A 16852-nucleotide genomic window follows, 5' to 3' on the forward strand; every position below is an offset into this window, starting at 1 on the left:
TTTTATGCGCTCAGACCGGGCGTTTTGCAGAGCGCAGAGCGATACCTGCGCTGATCGTGGCGAGCCCTGCCCAGAAGATGACGGAGGAATATGTGGTGACACCAAGCCAATGGTTCGACTTGCACAGAGCCTGGGCAAGTGCGCATAGATCGCTGGATCCGCCGATGCAGGTGGCCGCCTGGCTGTAGCTGATATAGCCGTTGGCCACGACTTCCTCGAACACCACCCACCACCAGAAAACGCCCAACGCCAGCGTGCCCAGGCCCGATAATGTGATCAAGGTCGACAGGCGCCCATCAGTCGTCATGAGACACTCCCAGCTTCTCAAGCAGGGTCTGGCGAAGAGCAATGAGCGCTGGATCGTCGCGGCGGCGCGGATGGGCCTTCCCGACGGTGACGTCGGCGATGATGCTCGCCGGCCTGTCGCCGAAGACGATCACGCGGTCGGCCAACAGGAGTGCCTCCTCGACGTCATGGGTCACGAGAAGGGCGGTAAAACCTGAGCGCTGCCACAATTGTAGCAGTTCTTTCTGCATCTTCAGCCGGGTCAGTGAATCGAGCTTGCCAAACGGTTCGTCGAGAAGGAGCAACTTGGGGTCGTTGACGAGTGCGCGAGCGATTGCGGCGCGCTGCGCCATTCCGCCGGAAAGCTGGTGTGGATAGGCGTCGGCGAAGGCGTCAAGCTTCACGAGTTTGAGAATGTCGTCGACGCGATCCTCGTGATCTTTCAATATGCCTCGGGCGTCCAGTCCGGCCGCAACGTTCTTCCAGACGGTCAGCCAGGGAAAAAGCGTGGCGTCCTGAAAGACGAGAATGCGGGAGGGGTCCGGACGTGTGATCGGCTTGCCGTCTTCGAGCACGCTGCCACGGGTCGCGGTTTCAAGGCCGGCCGCAAGTCTGAGCAATGTCGATTTTCCGCAGCCGGACGGCCCGAGCAAGGCCACGAATTCACCTGGCTCGACAATGATGCTGATGTTGGACAGCACCGGCAGCCGCGTCTTGCCGAGATCGAACTCATGGCTGACATTGTCGATGTCGAGCCGCAGGCTGCGTTCGACGGCTCTGGCTTGCGCAAATGCGACGTTCATCAGATTATCCCCTTCTGCCAGCCGAGAAGGCTGTCTCGGGCAATGAACAACAGCCTCACCAGTCCGGCGCAGATCAGTGCCATCACGATGAGCGCTGCGTAGACGTTGGCATAGGCGGAATAAGCGGTGTTGAACTGAAGGTACCAACCCAGGCCGTATTTCGCGCCAAGCATTTCAGCAACGACGAGCACGGCGAACGAATAATAGAGGCCCATGAACAGGCCGACGAAGACATTCGGAAGAGACGCCGGGATTGCTACCTTGAAGATGAGGTAGCTGTTTCTTGCCCCGAGTGTCCGGGCCACGTCATAGAACGATCGGTTGACCTGGCTGACACCGGCTGCGGTCAGGATGGCGACCGGAATGCCGGACGCAAGTGCCACCAGAAAAATGCTCGCGTGAAATGTCGACGGGAAGATGAAGAATGTGCAGGGTATCCAGGCGCTGGCCGGAACAGGGCCGATCAGCTTCAGGATTGGCATTCCCCAGTAGGCGAAGCGCTTCGACCAGCCGAGCGCAACGCCTGCGACAAAGCCGCTAATGACGCCGGAGGTGAAACCGAGAATCCACAGCCGTCCGGTATAGGCAATGCAGATCAGCAGCCGGTCCCAGTCGCTGAGGTAGACATGCAACAGGCCTTGAGGCGGCGAGAAGAAGGGCTTGGGCAGCCAGCCGAGCTTTGCCGTCACCAGCTCCCAGACAGCAAGCCAGATGCCGATTGCAATGAACCACGGTCCGTAATGCACAAGGGTGCGGGTGCGGTCCGGCATATGCGGCACGATGAATGCCAAGAGAAGAAACACCAGCCCGCCGACCGCTGCAAAGACAGCAAATGCCCCGGTATTGCCCCAGACGATCACATCCGGCAGGTACCACGTGATGGCTGCCGTGATGAACCATGAAAGGGCGGCAATCAGGCCGTCCTTCCATAGCAATCCAGTCAGCGCGGCGGCCTGTCGTGGGCGTGGACGACCGATGGACGCATCGTCCTGGGCAAGGTCAGTCATCGCCTGGCCTCACGCGAAAATATCGAGAGTGACGCGATTTGCGATCTCTTCCGGATCCGTGCTCGTATCGATGACGCCGGTGAGCTTCAGGTTCGCATAACCCTCGCGCACTTCAGCGACCAGATCCTTGCCGAACCAGTTCTTGTGGTAGGTCAGCGATCCGAGAACCTCCGTGAGGTCCTCGAGCGGAAGGCCAGGCTTCAGGGTATCGAAATACCACTTCGCCACTTCGTCGGGATGCTCTGCGGTGTACTGGTGAATCTCCAGATTGGCGGTGGCAACACGACGGATAATATCCTTGTTGCTCTCGTAGTAGTCGCCGTTGACGCCGAGAACGCAGCAAACGCGGTTCTCGAATATGCCCGTCTGGGTGTCGTAGATCTTCAGGAAGTCGTGCTGCTTTTCATATGAGTAGGCCCACGGGTCCATATGGGCGACCGCGTCCGCTTCGCCGCGCTCCACGCCTTCTGCGACGAGATCGAACGGGAAGACTTTCCAGGTGACGTCGTGCTCCGGGTCGATGCCCGCCTTTGCGAGCGCCACCGAGAAGGCAACGCGCGACGGCGAGCCGACATCGAACGTGCCGATGGTCTTGCCCTTGAGATCGGCGAGCGACTTGATGCCGGAATCCTTCTTCACCAGAAGTCGCTGGCATCCGCCATGCGATCCGTGGAACAGCTTGACGTCGAAACCCTGCTCGATCGGCTTCAGCCAGTCGTAGAGCAGGCCCGGACCGGCTTCTGCCTTGCGGGTCGCCAGCGACTGGATCAATGTCTGGCCGCTTGCGCCCTGGTAAAAGAGTTCGACATCAAGGCCATGCTTTTCATAGATGCCTTTTGAGAGTCCAAAGCCGACCGGCGAGTGGCATGCAGCCACTTCGGTCCATTCGAGCTTGATCTTGTCGAGGTTGCCGGCGATTGCATAGCTGGTGCGACCCGCGATTGCGCCGACCGATGCCGCCGCGCCGACAACGCCAGCCGCCTTGAGAAAATTACGACGTGAAAGAATGCCGGTATCGGAAGATAGGTCGCTCATCGATGTCCCCTTCGAATTGACTGGGACGCACGTTATAAAGAAAAGACTGTAATCTACAGAATTAATAGACTAATTATGCCCCACCGCTGGGAAATTATTTTTATGGCGGAGCACGTCGTCGGTCGACGCCCGATGCTTGGCATACCAGTGTGGAACGGGAGCGCGCAGGAATTCTCGTGCACGCGTCCGGTAATGTCAGACGGCGAGCCGCTGCGATGTCCTTGCGGAGAGATCGCGGTAGCTGGTGCCGGGATGCGGCGCCTCGAGCTTCGACCCCCCACCAAATAGCTTCTCGCGCAACGTGCCCTGACGGTAGTCCGTCTTGTAGACCCCACGCTTCTGAAGCTCGGGGACCAACAGGTCCACGGCATCCTCGAAGCTCTCGGGCGTCACCGCATAGGCGAGGTTGAAGCCATCGACATCGGTGTCTTCAACCCATTCCTGAAGCAGATCGGCAACCGTCTGTGGCGAGCCGACGAAGACCGGACCGAAACCGCCGACGCCGACCCAGTCGGCCATCTCGCGGACCGACCACACCTTGTCCGGATCAATGGTCGTGAAGGTTTCGACAGCCGACTGGACGGCATTGGTATAGCGGTGGCGAAGCGGCTCATCCGGCGAGAACTGGCCGAAGTCGATGCCCGTCCAGCCGGAGATCAGCGCCTGCGCACCCTCAAAGGAGGCATATTTGCGGTAGTCGTCGAACTTCTTCTTTGCCTCCGCATCCGTTTCCCCGAGAATGACGGTCTGAAGATTGAAGGCGAGAATATCGCGCGGGTTGCGACCGACGCGTTCGGCAGCGTCGCGAACGTTCTTTACATAACGCTTCAGGACGGTTTTCGACGGGGCGGCAACGAAGATGCATTCAGCATGCGCGCCGGCGAAATCCTTGCCACGGCTGGATGCTCCGGCCTGGTAAAGCACCGGTGTGCGCTGAGGCGACGGTTCACTGAGGTGGATGCCGGGCACGGTGAAATGCCTGCCGGAATGACGGATGGGGTGGACTTTCTCAGGACGCGTAAAGATTCCGGCCTCACGGTCACGAACTACGGCGTCATCCTCCCAGCTGCCTTCCCAGAGTTTGTAGCAGACCTCCAGATACTCCTCGGCGAGATCGTAGCGGTCATCATGCCTGGCCTGGGCTGCCTGGCCGATGTTGATCGCGCCGCTGTTGAGGTAGGACGTCACGATGTTCCAGCCGACGCGACCCTTCGTCAGGTGATCGAGTGTCGAAATCCGGCGGGCGAAGGTGTAGGGGTGCTCGAAGGAGAGTGAGGCGGTGAGACCGAAGCCCAGATGCTCGGTCACGTAGGACATCGTCGGGATGAGCTGCAGCGGATCGTTCACCGGCACCTGCGCCGAGTGGCGCAACGCCGCATCGACGTTCCCGTTCAGCACGTCATAGACGCCCAGCACGTCGGCAATGAACAAGCCATCGAATTTGCCCCGTTCGAGCGTCTTGGCGAGATGGACCCAGTAATCGAGATCCTTGTATGTCCAGGATCTATCGCGGGGATGCCTCCAGAGACCGGGCGACTGGTGGCCGACGCAGTTCATGTCGAAGGCGTTCAGCCTGATTTCTCGTGTCATCTGCAATTCCTCAAGCAAGACGGGATGGAGACAGCAATCGTCAATCCCGAGCCCGATGAAAAGATATCTAATTCTATAGTCATTGTGTAATTAAAACGGTATTGCGTTCAGCCGCCATACTCGATGATTTCCAGACCGGCATTGTAATCGGTGGCGTATATCAGTCCGGACGCGTCCACGAAGACATCAGCCGACTGGATGACCTTCGGGCGGCCCAGCCGCCTGTCGGTCATCGTTGTCGGGGCAGCAGGCACCAACGCTCCCGTCTCCCGAGGTCGATAGGGATCCGAGATATCGAAGGCCCTGATCCCGGCATTCTGCCAGGTTGCGAATATGAGCGTGTCTGACACGAAGGATCCCGGGCGGTTTTCGTGAAGGTTATGCGGACCGAAATGGCCTCCCTTGGCGGCGTAGTCGGCCTCGGACGGGGTCGGAAACGTCGAGATGCTGACCGGGTTTGACGGTTCTCTGATGTCGAAGACCCAGCCATGCTTGCGGCCGTCCTCCTCGTTGTCGAGGACCGCCTCATCGGCAACAACGAGGAGATTTCGGCCAGGCAGTGGCAAGGGGGAGTGTGTTCCCCCTCCATAGGGCGGCGACCAGTTGCGATGGGCGATCAGGCGGGGTGCGGCGTGGTCGGAAATGTCGAGCAGCGTCAGTCCACCGTCGCGCCAGCAGGCATAGGCGGTATTGCCTGATACCAGCGCATGATGCAGCGCGTAGCGCTTTCCCTCAGGCGAGGCGGAGACCTCGCCTGCAGCCCTGTTCATGCCTGGAAGCCACCAGCGGCCGACAAGTTGCGGGCGCGTCGGGTCTGCCATGTCGATGGTGACGAAGATGTAGTCGGAAAAGCCGTTGATGAGGGCGGACGCATAGGCATAGCGGCCGCCGACATACCAGAGTCGATGGAAGCCGACGCCTTCGACGTCAAGCTGCCCGATCCTGCGCGGTCTGTCCGGCAGCGAAATATCGTAGACTGTCATGCCCGCCGTCCAGGAGCGCGACGTCTTTGCGCGGGCGACCGTTTCTCCGACAGATTTCGTATAGTAGCTTTTCTCGTCGGTGAAGGTATCGACATCGGCAAAGAGGTCGAGCGCGTTGATGACGAGCAGCAGGTCGTCATGTGTCTGTAGATGGATGTTCCAGGTGTTCGGCGGGGCGGGAACGTAGGTGGCGGCACCAGGTCGCCTCGGGTCGCGCACGTCGACAATCGAAAATCCCTGGGACCAAGGATGGGCCACATAGGCATGTCCGCGATGCACCATGATCTGCAATCCGTCACCCCTGCCACCGATGTCGGAATGGCCGATGAGCCGCATGTTGCGGGCGAAATCCGGGCGTGGAAGGTCGTGGCTGTCGGCCATGGTCGTCACCTGTGTTCGATGCAATAATTTGAAAAACCGCCGCCCGCTGTCCTCGTTTCAGGAATTGTTGCGGCCAAGGCCATAGGTCATAGCCAACGCGCTGGCGAGCACGGCGCCCTTGACGAAGTCCTGCGTGTAATAAGGTGCGTTCAGCATCGTCAGACCGTTCAGAAGCACTCCGACGAAGACGGCCCCGACAATGGTCCCGAGCACGTTCGGCCGGCGCAACCCCATCACGGTAAAGCCGATCAGGGACGCCGCGACCGCATCCATCAGGAGCGAACCACCAGAGGAAACATCGCCACGGCCAACGCGAGCGGCGACTATGATACCGCCGAGGGAAGCCAGCGTTCCTGATATGACATAGGCAAGCGTCTTCAGGCGCGTCGTCGAGGCGCCGGCCAGCCGGGTTGCGACTTCGTTGCCGCCAGTCGCAAAGAGCAGCCTGCCAATGCGGGTACGCTCGGTCAGCACATAGAGAACGATAGCAACCAGAGCCATGAGGACGACGGCAACGGGAACTGTTGCGAAAACGCTGTGGCGCCCGATCAACAGAAAGCGTGGGTCATAGGCGCCACCTGCCGTTGTGCCGTCGGGAAGGATGAGACCCGCGGAGATCGACCGGCCGGCGGTCGGGATCAGTTGCAGACCGGAGAGCAGGAACATCATCGACAGCGTCGCGAGCAGGTCGGGCACTTTCAGTCGCACGATCACGAAGGCGTTCAGAAGCCCGACGAGGGCACCGAAGGCCAGCACCAGAGGAACGGTTGCGAATACTCCGAGGCCCCAGACGATCATGGCGTAGCTTGCGGCCATGACACTCGACGCTGCGACCGCACCGATCGAGAGATCGAAGCCTCCGACCGCGAGCGTCACCGTCACGCCGGCGCCCAGAATGGCGACCACGGAGACGGCCTGCAGAATGCTCATCAGGTTGTTGATGTTTATGAAGGCTGGCTCAGCCGCCGTGAAGCCGATGACAAGGGCAACCAGCAGAATGAAGACGGCGCCGGAGCGCAGGGTTTCTGCGAGCCGCGCGCTCAACGGACTGCCTCCTTGCTGTACGGGAGCTTTCGAAAGGGTTTCGTCGGTCATTGAGCTCATGCTGGAATTCCTTCGAAGGCGGTTTCGTCGCCCTGGCCTTGTGCAGGTCTGATGCTGTGACGGTCGATGACAAGGATGCGGTCGGCCACTTCATGGGCCTCCTCCGGATCGGAGGTCGCGATCAGTGTCGCGCGGTCGGTGCGGCTGCGGATGGCGTCGATAATGTCGCGGCGGGCGCCGACATCGACACCCTGGAACGGTTCGTCGAGAAGCAGAAGCCGGCTTGGCTCAGCCTCCCAACGCGCCAGCACCGCCTTCTGCTGATTGCCACCTGACAGCGTCCAGATCGAAGCGTCCGGGCCGGGCGCCTTGATGCGCAACCGTTCGATTGCTGTGTCCGCTTCACGTCGTTCGCGTTTTCCCAGCAGAAATTGATAGGGAAACCATTTGCGCAGGTGAGGCAGGCTGATCGTTGCCGCTACACTGTTGCCGGGCCACGACGGTGGCATCAGGGAGGAGCGATGGCGGTCCTCGGCGGCCATCGCGACACCTGCTTCTATCGCTTCGGCCGGGTCCGCCGGGCAATGCGGCTTGCCATCGAGCAGCATGGTTCCGGCGGAAAGCGTGCCGGTGCCGAAGATCGCGGAAAGCAGGCGGCTCTTTCCGGCTCCCAGAACGCCGGTGACAGCCACGACTTCGCCTTCGCGCACGCAAAGGCTGAAGGCGTCGCTGCCGGGAAGCAGGCGCGCGTTCGCCATTTCGAAGATCACCGCACCACGACCCTCCGGTGATCCAGGCCGCGCGGATTGAAGCTTGCGACCGATCATCGTCTCGATGGCTGCTCCAAAGTCGATTGGCCGCGCAAAGGAGCCGACGACGCGGCCACCGCGCATCACCAGCGCGCGATCGGCAATGGCCTGAAGATCGGCGGTGCGGTGGGAAATATAAAGAATTGCAAGGCCTTGTGCCTGCAGGCGTTGCAAGACCGCGAAAAGCCGCTGGCTCTCTCCGATCGACAGGCTGGCCGTCGGCTCGTCGAGGATCAAGAGATCCGCCTTGCTGGCGAGCGCGCGTGCGATCGCAACGAGCTGCCGGTCGGCGGCCGTCAGCTCGGCGAAGTCGCGATCGAGCGGTAGAGAAAAACCCGCTTCATCAACTATGGCTTTCGCGCGACGACGGATACCGGCTTTCGATACGAAGAACGGTTCGTCACCATCAGCAAAGCCTCCGAGAAGCAGGACGTCAGCCACTGTCAGGCCGGGTGCGCCAACGAGATCGGTCGACTGGTGGACGGTGACGATGCCGCGCCGCGCAGCCTCGGCCGGCGTTCGCGGGGAAAAAGCCAGACCCTTCAGTCTGACCGCGCCGCCGTCGGAAGGAAGCACGCCGGACAGGATCTTCACCAGGGTGGATTTCCCGGCACCGTTGGCCCCCATCAACGCAACGATTTCTCCACGCTCAACGGAAAGTGAAGCCCCGGAGAGAGCGCGCGTGGAGATGAAACTGCGGGTGAGATCTTCGACTTCAAGCAAGGGCATGGCTGCAACAAATCATCACTGGTGGAGACATATGAACGCTATGCACGGCGACGCCGGCACAAGGGGTGGTGTGCTCAAGGAAAGGAGCGGTCAGTTGGGCGCCAGCTTGGCGCGAAACAGGACCGCGCGACAGGCAACGCTTTTCTCAGGCGCCTGGGAAACGGCACAAAGTTTCCTCCGAATACGGAAAAAACGCAGCAATTAATCTACTAAAAATATGGAAAATATATCTAATGAAAATGCGGAGGACAGACCGCAGATCGTTTTTAAACCTCCACAGGAGCGCACAATGAAGATTTCAACGCGTCTCGCGCTATCGGCTGCCGCGATTTCCCTTCTCTTTTCGGGGGCTGCCCGCGCCGACGGGTTGGCGGGGGCGCCTGCTCCCTTTGACAAGGGCGGCGTCAAGCTCGCGCTGATCAGCTACATCTCCGCCGGCGACTTCTTCCAAGCCTATCAGGCAGGTGCCGAGGCGCAGGCAAAGGCTCTCGGCGTCGATCTTCGTGTATTTCCCGGTCGCCAGAACGCTGCCGAGCAGCGCGAACAGATCCTCCAGGCCGTCAATCTCGGCGTTCAAGGCATCGTGGTTGATCACGGCCTGCCGGAATCACTCGGCGACGTCGTACAGCAAGCGCTCGACAAGGGCGTGAAGATCGTCGCTTTCGACGTTAATCTCAACAATCCAAAGATCCCGCAGGTCGAGCAAAGCGACCATGAACTTGCACAGCTCGCGCTCGATCAGGCCGTCAAGGACAACGGCACCAGCTTCAACGCCGGCTACGTCTATGTCGCGGGCTTTGCGCCGCTCGATCGTCGCAATGAGGTCTGGGAAAAGTTCAAGGCGGACAACAAGGGCGTGGTCGAGAAAGCCCACTTTGGCAATGTCAGCGACACCACGGCAGCATCGACGGCGGACCAGGCGAAGGCGGCGCTGACGGCCAATCCGGATATCAGTGTCGTCTTCGCTCCCTACGATGAGTTTGCACGCGGCGTGAAGCTGGCAGCAAACGATCTCGGGATTTCCTCGAAGTTGAAGATCTACTCGGCCGACGCCTCGACTGCCGATATTCAGGAGATCACCGAAGAGGGCAGTCCCTGGGTGGCGACCGTCGCAACCAATCCGGCGGTGGTCGGGGCGGTCTCGGTGCGTGCAGCGGCTCTTCAGATTGCCGGTGAGGAGGTACCTCACAGCATCACCGTGAAGCCAACGCTCCTGACGCAGGAGGCGCTTCGCGCTGCAGGCGTCAAGACGATCGAGGATCTGGGCAAGAAGATCCCGGCCTTCAGCACGAGCGACGCCGTGACGGCAAGCTGGATCCCGGCCACGCTTTTCTGACAAGGCAGACCTGTCTTGCGGCGGGACCGAGAGGTTCCGCCGCTCTCGTTTTCAGCAAACCTGGAGTTTTTTCGATGAGCCCATCCAACGTCATTCAAGTCGTCAGCAGAGGCTCGACGCGCGACGACATCTTTGCACGGGCGGAAGAGATTTCCACCGATCTTGCGCGGCGCGCCGCTGATCTCGATCGTGACGGGCGGCCGCCTCTGAGCGAAATCGTGAAGCTCAAGAATGCCGGACTGCTCAATGCCCTTCATGCACCTCAGATCGGCGGCGGCGGGCTGGATTGGGTCGATGGACTGAAGCTTGTGCGCATTCTTGCACGCGGCGAAAGTTCGATCGGCCAGTTGCTCGGCTATCACTTTGTCAACAGCCAGTACATCTACTGGGCGATCGAAGATGAGGCCCGTGCCAACGCGCTTGGCGCCGAGACGGTCGCAAGGAATCTCTATTGGGGCGCTGCGGTCAATCCGCGCGATCCCGGCCTGGTCCTGACCCGACGCGGTAACGGCTACGTGCTGAATGGCAAGAAGTCGTTTTCCACTGCCGCGCGGATTTCCGACTACATCAATGCCAATGCGACGCTTGACGGAAAGATCGCCAGCTTCGCAGTTCCGACCAACCGGCAGGGCTATGTGGCAAATGACGATTGGGACAATATAGGTCAGCGGCTCTCCGACAGCGGCAGCGTCGAGTTTCGCGACTTTCCAGTCTACGAGGACGACCTCATCGGGATCCCTACCGACGAAAACGCAGTTCCGTCGGCGCTTCCGACATTCAACACGCCCCTCATCCAGCTGGTGTTTGTGAATTTCTATCTGGGTACCGCGGAAGGGGCGCTGCGGGCAGCCCTGGACTATGTCCGTAGCACGACAAGACCGTGGATCACCTCGGGCGTCGCTCGCGCACAGGACGATCCGTATATTCTTGAGCGGGTCGGAGAGCTCACCGCATCGCTGAAGGCGTCCGCGGCGCTGGCTGATAGCGCCGCAGCAGATGTCCAGAACGCCCTGGCGCGCGGCAGGGACGTAACAGAACGTGAGCGTGGTGAAGTTGCTGCCGAAGCTTATGCAGCAAAGGTGCATGCCACGAATGTCTCGCTCGATGTCACGGCCCGTGTCTTCGAGCTGACGGGTGCAAGATCGACAGCAGAGACCTATCGCTTTGACCGCTTCTGGCGCAACGTTCGCACGCACACGCTGCATGATCCCGTGTTCTACAAGGCAAAGGAAGTCGGTGAGTTCGCGCTGAACGATAAAATCCCGGTCGTCAGCCTGTACAGCTAGTCAAACATTCTCAAGGTAAAGGGCCCGTTGTGCAATCCTCAACGGGCCTGTGTCATTCGATGGTCAGAGAGCGCCACTTCTGGGAGGTGCCGCATCGTTGAGGTGATAGTTTCCGACGACATGATACTTCCAGCGCACCGGATCGTGGAGTGTATGCGTGCGTGCGTTGCGCCAATGCCTGTCGAGATTCAGTCCGCTGCTGGTAGAAGCCGTGCCGGCGAGTTCGAAGAGTGCGCTTGAGGCGTCGAGGGCGATTTCCGACGTCAACACCTTGGCGGCGGCGACCGCCAGCGTCGCAGCAACGACATTCTCCTGCGTGGTATCGATTTGAGCGATGTCCACCTTTCGCCCCGCGCGCTCAAGCAGTGCGGAGGCTGCCTCAAGCCGGATTGCGAGCTCGCCCACTCGTGCAACAGTCAGCGGATCGTCCGCTGCCCGGTCCACGCCGCTGTCGGTCCATGGGCGCGACTTTGTCCTAACGAAATCGATTGTATCGGCAAAGGCTGCGCGTGCTATGCCAAGATCGATGCCGGCGTGGATGATCTGGCCGACGGAGCCGATGGTCGTCGGGCGCTCAAACCCCTTGTGGTGCAAAACGACAGCATCTGCATGGACGTATACATTGTCGAGCACTGTCGTGCCGCTGCCCGTCGTTCTCTGCCCGAATCCATCCCAGTCATCGACGACCTCAATACCGTCGGCTCCTTGAGGCACGAATGACATCGTCAAGTGGTCGTCTTCGTTGAGAGCAAAGACCGTGATCCAGTCTGCAAAGATGACGCCAGTCGAGTAGTATTTGCGACCGTTGATCCTGTAGCCGAACCCGTCACGGACGATGCGCGTGTTGTAGTGACCAACCGTCTTCGTACCCCGTTCGGAAAGAGCATTTCCGAAACGATCGCCCGCCAGCGCGCGGCCGAAGAAGAAGCGCTTCTGTTCCTCGGTTCCGTCGGCGCGCAACGCTTCAAGGATATAGAAGTGGTTTTGTGGGATCTGCCCGATTGATCCGTCCGCCTCGGCGAGGCTGGCCGTCACTTCGGCGAGAACGGCATTGGAAACGTCAAGGCCGCCATATTCTGCAGGAACGGTAATGGAGAGAAGCCCCGACTTCGACAATACGTCGAGCTCGTCATAGGGTAGCAGTCGATCTACATCGCGCGCCGATGCTGTCTTTGCGAAACGCTCTGCCAGTTGCCGCGCTGTTGCAATTACCTCTTCCTCACTCCGCAAGCGCGCAGCGAGGGGACGATTTCGATCTGTCTGATGTAGGACTTGATTCATCTTTCGCTCCAAAAATTGCATGTTCACATGCGTGGAAGATGTGCGCCGTAAAATTAAGAGCTGAAATTCTATAGAATCACTCAAGGATAGAATGTCTTTTCTACGCTAGGCGCATCCTCCAGGCGGGCCTCACTGGCGGGCTGTTCAATTGATGAAGATCGCCCGGTCGCACTCATCCTTGACGAAGAACACCATTGACGATGAGCCGCAACAGTTCAGGCGGCTCGACGGCGGAGGCAAGACGCTGCCGCTTCCACCTTTGAGCATTCCAGCATGCCTCTGAATGAACGAACTGGGCTGGGGCGCGTTTAGGATCAGCGCCAAACCAAAAAAGGAAAAACCATGAACAAGATCCTCCTCTTAGCTGCGGCCTTCTCCGTTGCCGTTGTTCCGATCGCCAACGCTGCAACCATGCATAAGCCGAACACGCACACCACCCAAATAGCTGAACCCAGGCAGCGCCTTGGGACATTGTCCTGCGAAGTCGCCGGGGGCGTCGGGCTTATCATCGGATCGAGCAAGTCGGTCGATTGCACTTTCAAGCAGAGGTCTGGAAAGATTGAGCGATATGCCGGCAAGATCGGCAAACTTGGAGTTGACGTCGGTGTTACCGGCAAGACCTATCTGAGCTGGGTGGTCCTGAATACCGCACCAACCCGTGTAGGCGACGGCGCCCTTGCCGGCACGTATGTCGGCGCCTCGGCCGCCGCTTCGATCGGTGTGGGACTTGGAGCAAACGCCTTGGTCGGTGGCAATAGCAAGAACTTCGCCTTGCAGCCCCTTAGCACCGAAGCTGGCACCGGGCTGAATGTTGCGGCTGGCGTGTCGCGTCTGCAGCTTCAACGGATGCGCTAATCATGGTTTGGTCACGCGGCGACTCCTTGTCGCCGCTTTTCACTGTGGGCGGTTCATTGCATCTAGAAGAGCTAGATTTCGCCCTCCGTCGTCCCATCGCCAGCAAACGTCGCCTCGCCGGAGCACTACTATCGCCAGCCTGCGCTCCCAGTACCTGGGTGCGGACGCGGCCTTCGTGCAGGGCAAGGAACCTCAGGTGACTTCGGCGACACATTCTCGGGCCTTGCAATGCCCGCCCGGAGGCCTACGCCGCTTCGTCGATGCTGGAGCCGGAAACTACGTCGCCCTGCACGCCTGTTTCTGGCGAAGTCGGCGCTGAAGCGTGGACATCTCCTACCGACATCAACCCAGAAATCCGAAAAACCAACCCGCGAGAAGGACTCCACTCAGTGCCATCCCGATCAATATCCACACGCCGCGTCCGTATTTGGGCGGTCTCCCGGAATAACGAGCAGGATTGGCCATCGCGCTTGCCTCCAATCGCAAAGCTCGGCTCGGCCGCCGGCTTGGCTCTTCTGGCTTCGCCTATAGTGCGCCCAACTCCACCTCACGTCCACCAACAAAACCCTGCAGACAGTGGCGGGGCAATTGCACGTGCCGAACATCGCTGGTGCTGCATCATTTGGAGTGTCTTATGCACGCGACGTTGCCATCTGCTTCGGTATCAAGAGTCGAGCCGTCAACATGCAGAGAAGGACGGTAAACAAAAGGATGAGGGCGACGAGCGCGTTGATGTCGGGTGAAAATCCCAGCCGCATCATCGCCCACAAACGGACAGGCAAGGTGCTCTGCGTGCCTGTGACGAGGATGGTGATCATGGTTTCGTCGAACGAAAGAGCGAAGGCGAGAATGGCGCCACCAGCCATGGCACTGGAGAGGTTAGGCAGGACAACGCGCCAGAAGGTCTGCCATCCGTTCGCACCGAGGTCGTATGAGGCTTCGACGAGCGTCGGGCTCATCGACTGCAGCCGCGTGAGTATCGTCCGGTAAACGATTGCAAGCACAAAAACCGTGTGGCCGATGATGATGGTGACGAGCGAGCGATCGAATTCGATCTCGCGAAAGAATATCAGCAGCGCGAGACCGCTGATGACGGGCGGCATCAGGAAGGGCAGGAAGATGATGAACTGCAGTGCCCCGCGCCCCGCACCCCGGCTGTGGTAGTACTGCGCCAGTAGCGTGCCGGAGACGACCGATATGATCATGGTGCAGAGTCCCACGATCAGGGTCGCACGCAGTGCCGCGAGGACGTCGGTATTCTCCGTCAGCGCCGTATAGGCTGAAAGCGTCGGCGTCGTCCAGTCGACCTGGCCATGGGTGGTGGCAAAGAACGAAGAGACGATCGGCACGAAGAGGGGGCTGTAGAGCAGGATGGCCACCAGAGCGGTAACAAGCGCGAGCAAAATCGTGGACAGGCGAAGGCGACCACTCATCTCGAAGAACCCCGCTGACGACCGAAATGCTCGCCGAGCAATATCGCAGCGATCACAACGACGGCCAACGCCACCGACAGCGCTGCGCCGAAGGGCCAGTTGAACGCGGTGCCGAACTGGCTGTAGAGAACCCGGCCGAAGGTGAAGCCGTTCACGCCGCCGACCATCTGCGGCGTCAGAAAATCGCCGATTGCAAGCACGAAGACGAAACTGGCGGCCGATGCGATGCCCGGAATGCTCAACGGAAGCGTGATGCGCAGGAACGTTTGCAGGCCGCTGGCCCCGAGATCGTCAGAGGCACGCAGTAAAACTTGCGGAATGCGCTCGAGCGTGAGGAAAATCGGCAGGATCGCAAAGGGAATGAGCAGAAGGGTCAAGGTGAGAAGGATCGCGTTCATGTTGAAGACGAAGAGTGTGGAGGGCTTGTCGAGGATCCCAAGACCGACCAGCATGGAGTTGAGGAAGCCGTTCTGGCCCAGAATACTGCGGATGGCATAGATCTTGATCACGTAGCTCATGAGCAAGGGCACCATCAGGAGCATGAGCATGCTGTATCGCCATCGGCCATGCAGCAAAGTCAGGAAATAGGCAGCGGGATAACCGAGAGCCACACAGATCACGGCGACTGAAAAACAGAGCACACAGGTATTCCAGAACACCGGTAGGAACACGGGATCGGTGAAGAAACGCACGTAGTTTGCGATCGTCAACGTATATCTGATTTCGCCGTGCTCGACGCTAAAGAAGCTATAGCAGAGGAAGATCGTCAGCGGCACGAGGATGAAGAAGACCGGCATCGCAAAGGCGACAAGCGTGGCAACGACGGCGTGGACACTGCCTCGTGCGCTCATGAAAGCACCAGATGTGATTCACGCGGTGCAAAGGACAAGCCGATCGTTTCGCCTCGCCGCAACGAACTTCCCTCAGCGCGGCTCGGCAGGCGCATGCGCAGACGTTCATCGCCGGCCATGATATGGGCGACGGTCGAAGATCCGGCAAAGGCAAGCTCGGTCACGGCGCCGGAGAAACGGTTGCTGCCTTGATCCGTGACATGAAGCGCCTCCGGTCGGAAAACGGCGTATGCCAATGTTCCATCGGCGGCGGACCTCAACCTCCTATCACCATCGGTGGAGCAGACGAGCCTCCCGAGCGCGGTATCGATCGAACGCAAGTCGCCGTCGACAGCGCCGAGCGTTCCGGCCACAAGATTGTTTTCGCCGAAGAAGCGGGCGACGAACTTGCAACTGGGCTTGTAGTAGAGTTCATGCGGCGTCCCGAGCTGGCGGATGCGCCCGGATTCCATGACGCAGATGCGGTCTGCCATGCCGATCGCCTCTTCCTGATCGTGTGTGACGAAAAGGAAGGTGGTCTTGATTTCGCGTTGGATCGACTTGAGAAATTCCTGCATTTGCCGGCGTAGTTCAAGGTCCAGTGCCGCGAGCGGCTCATCGAGCAGAATGAGCCGCGGTTCGCAAATGAGGGCGCGGGCGAGCGCAACTCGCTGTCGCTGCCCACCGGAAAGTTGCGCGGGATAACGCTCCGCAAACTTGTCGAGCTGGACCAGATCCAGCGCCTCGGCAACGCGGCGTTTTATTTCTGGGCGCGGCTTGTGGCGGATGGATAGGCCGTAGCCGACATTGGCGGCGACAGTCATGTGCGGAAAAAGCGCGTAGTCCTGAAAGACAGTATTGAACGGTCGCCGGTTGATCGGCATGCGGCTGATGTCCAGCCCGTCCAGCGTAATTGATCCCGATGTCACAGCTTCAAGGCCGCCGATGAGGCGCAATACCGTCGTCTTTCCGGAGCCCGACGGCCCAAGTACGGTCAGAAACTCGCCGTCGCGGATCGACAGATCGATCTCGTGGAGCACAGGCACCGGTCCGTAGGACTTCGACACGGACTGCAGACTGAGCAGTTCCTGGGATTGGGTCATGTTCTATACTCGGCATGTTATGGGACAGCAGTCCGAAAGACATCCGGACTGCTGCGTTCAAG

Annotated in this window: 15 protein-coding genes; 3 read left to right on the top strand and 12 right to left on the bottom strand. The window is 59.9% G+C overall.

Features of this window, described 5'->3' with window-relative positions; all coding sequences use genetic code 11:
• Positions 1-10 precede the first annotated feature (10 nt).
• The 8 genes from AC1D2R_RS05415 to AC1D2R_RS05450 all read right to left on the bottom strand — a co-directional run bounded on the left by AC1D2R_RS05415 (position 11) and on the right by AC1D2R_RS05450 (position 8666).
• Positions 11-307, bottom strand: coding sequence for a hypothetical protein (locus AC1D2R_RS05415; RefSeq protein WP_477965527.1), 297 nt, complete (start codon positions 305-307; stop codon positions 11-13).
• Positions 297-1088: an ABC transporter ATP-binding protein gene (locus AC1D2R_RS05420; protein WP_477965528.1), complete on the bottom strand. Its 792-nt coding sequence runs from the start codon at positions 1086-1088 to the stop codon at positions 297-299. The genes AC1D2R_RS05415 and AC1D2R_RS05420 overlap by 11 nt, the downstream gene beginning before the upstream one ends.
• Positions 1088-2095: an ABC transporter permease gene (locus AC1D2R_RS05425; RefSeq protein WP_477965530.1), complete on the bottom strand. Its 1008-nt coding sequence runs from the start codon at positions 2093-2095 to the stop codon at positions 1088-1090. The genes AC1D2R_RS05420 and AC1D2R_RS05425 overlap by 1 nt, the downstream gene beginning before the upstream one ends.
• 9 nt (positions 2096-2104) lie before the next feature.
• Positions 2105-3130 (bottom strand): ABC transporter substrate-binding protein, encoded by a 1026-nt coding sequence (locus tag AC1D2R_RS05430; protein WP_477965532.1) that lies wholly within the window; start codon positions 3128-3130, stop codon positions 2105-2107.
• 195 nt (positions 3131-3325) lie between these two features.
• On the bottom strand, positions 3326-4720 hold the full coding sequence (locus AC1D2R_RS05435; protein WP_477965534.1) for an LLM class flavin-dependent oxidoreductase: 1395 nt from the start codon (positions 4718-4720) through the stop codon (positions 3326-3328).
• 107 nt (positions 4721-4827) lie between these two features.
• On the bottom strand, positions 4828-6084 hold the full coding sequence (locus tag AC1D2R_RS05440) for an LVIVD repeat-containing protein (RefSeq protein WP_477965536.1): 1257 nt from the start codon (positions 6082-6084) through the stop codon (positions 4828-4830).
• Positions 6085-6141: 57 nt separating this feature from the next.
• Positions 6142-7188: an ABC transporter permease gene (locus AC1D2R_RS05445; RefSeq protein ID WP_477965538.1), complete on the bottom strand. Its 1047-nt coding sequence runs from the start codon at positions 7186-7188 to the stop codon at positions 6142-6144.
• On the bottom strand, positions 7185-8666 hold the full coding sequence (locus tag AC1D2R_RS05450; protein WP_477965540.1) for a sugar ABC transporter ATP-binding protein: 1482 nt from the start codon (positions 8664-8666) through the stop codon (positions 7185-7187). The genes AC1D2R_RS05445 and AC1D2R_RS05450 overlap by 4 nt, the downstream gene beginning before the upstream one ends.
• A gap of 289 nt (positions 8667-8955) precedes the next feature.
• Between AC1D2R_RS05450 and AC1D2R_RS05455 the strand changes: the two genes are divergently transcribed.
• Together AC1D2R_RS05455 and AC1D2R_RS05460 are read left to right on the top strand one after the other, a co-directional pair.
• Positions 8956-10002 carry a substrate-binding domain-containing protein gene (locus AC1D2R_RS05455; RefSeq protein ID WP_477965542.1) on the top strand — a complete coding sequence of 349 codons (1047 nt, stop codon included), beginning with the start codon at positions 8956-8958 and terminating at the stop codon, positions 10000-10002.
• A 74-nt stretch (positions 10003-10076) separates the two neighbouring features.
• The gene (locus AC1D2R_RS05460; RefSeq protein WP_477965544.1) at positions 10077-11288 is read left to right on the top strand and encodes an acyl-CoA dehydrogenase family protein; all 1212 of its coding nucleotides are present in this window, start codon (positions 10077-10079) and stop codon (positions 11286-11288) included.
• A gap of 63 nt (positions 11289-11351) precedes the next feature.
• On the opposite strand, the gene AC1D2R_RS05465 is transcribed toward AC1D2R_RS05460, so the two are convergent.
• Positions 11352-12569 (bottom strand): SfnB family sulfur acquisition oxidoreductase, encoded by a 1218-nt coding sequence (locus tag AC1D2R_RS05465; protein ID WP_477965546.1) that lies wholly within the window; start codon positions 12567-12569, stop codon positions 11352-11354.
• A gap of 342 nt (positions 12570-12911) precedes the next feature.
• Between AC1D2R_RS05465 and AC1D2R_RS05470 the strand changes: the two genes are divergently transcribed.
• The gene (locus tag AC1D2R_RS05470; protein ID WP_477965548.1) at positions 12912-13424 is read left to right on the top strand and encodes a DUF992 domain-containing protein; all 513 of its coding nucleotides are present in this window, start codon (positions 12912-12914) and stop codon (positions 13422-13424) included.
• Between the two features lie 632 nt (positions 13425-14056).
• Here AC1D2R_RS05470 and AC1D2R_RS05475 read toward each other — a convergent pair.
• The 3 genes from AC1D2R_RS05475 to AC1D2R_RS05485 are packed head-to-tail and all read right to left on the bottom strand — an operon-like array spanning position 14057 to position 16790.
• Positions 14057-14857, bottom strand: coding sequence for an ABC transporter permease (locus AC1D2R_RS05475; protein WP_477965550.1), 801 nt, complete (start codon positions 14855-14857; stop codon positions 14057-14059).
• Positions 14854-15708 (bottom strand): ABC transporter permease, encoded by an 855-nt coding sequence (locus AC1D2R_RS05480; RefSeq protein WP_477965553.1) that lies wholly within the window; start codon positions 15706-15708, stop codon positions 14854-14856. Before AC1D2R_RS05480 ends, AC1D2R_RS05475 begins: the two co-directional genes overlap by 4 nt.
• The gene (locus AC1D2R_RS05485) at positions 15705-16790 is read right to left on the bottom strand and encodes an ABC transporter ATP-binding protein (RefSeq protein WP_477965555.1); all 1086 of its coding nucleotides are present in this window, start codon (positions 16788-16790) and stop codon (positions 15705-15707) included. The genes AC1D2R_RS05480 and AC1D2R_RS05485 overlap by 4 nt, the downstream gene beginning before the upstream one ends.
• Positions 16791-16852 lie beyond the last annotated feature (62 nt).

The organism is Rhizobium sp. P1_C7 (assembly GCF_056406295.1).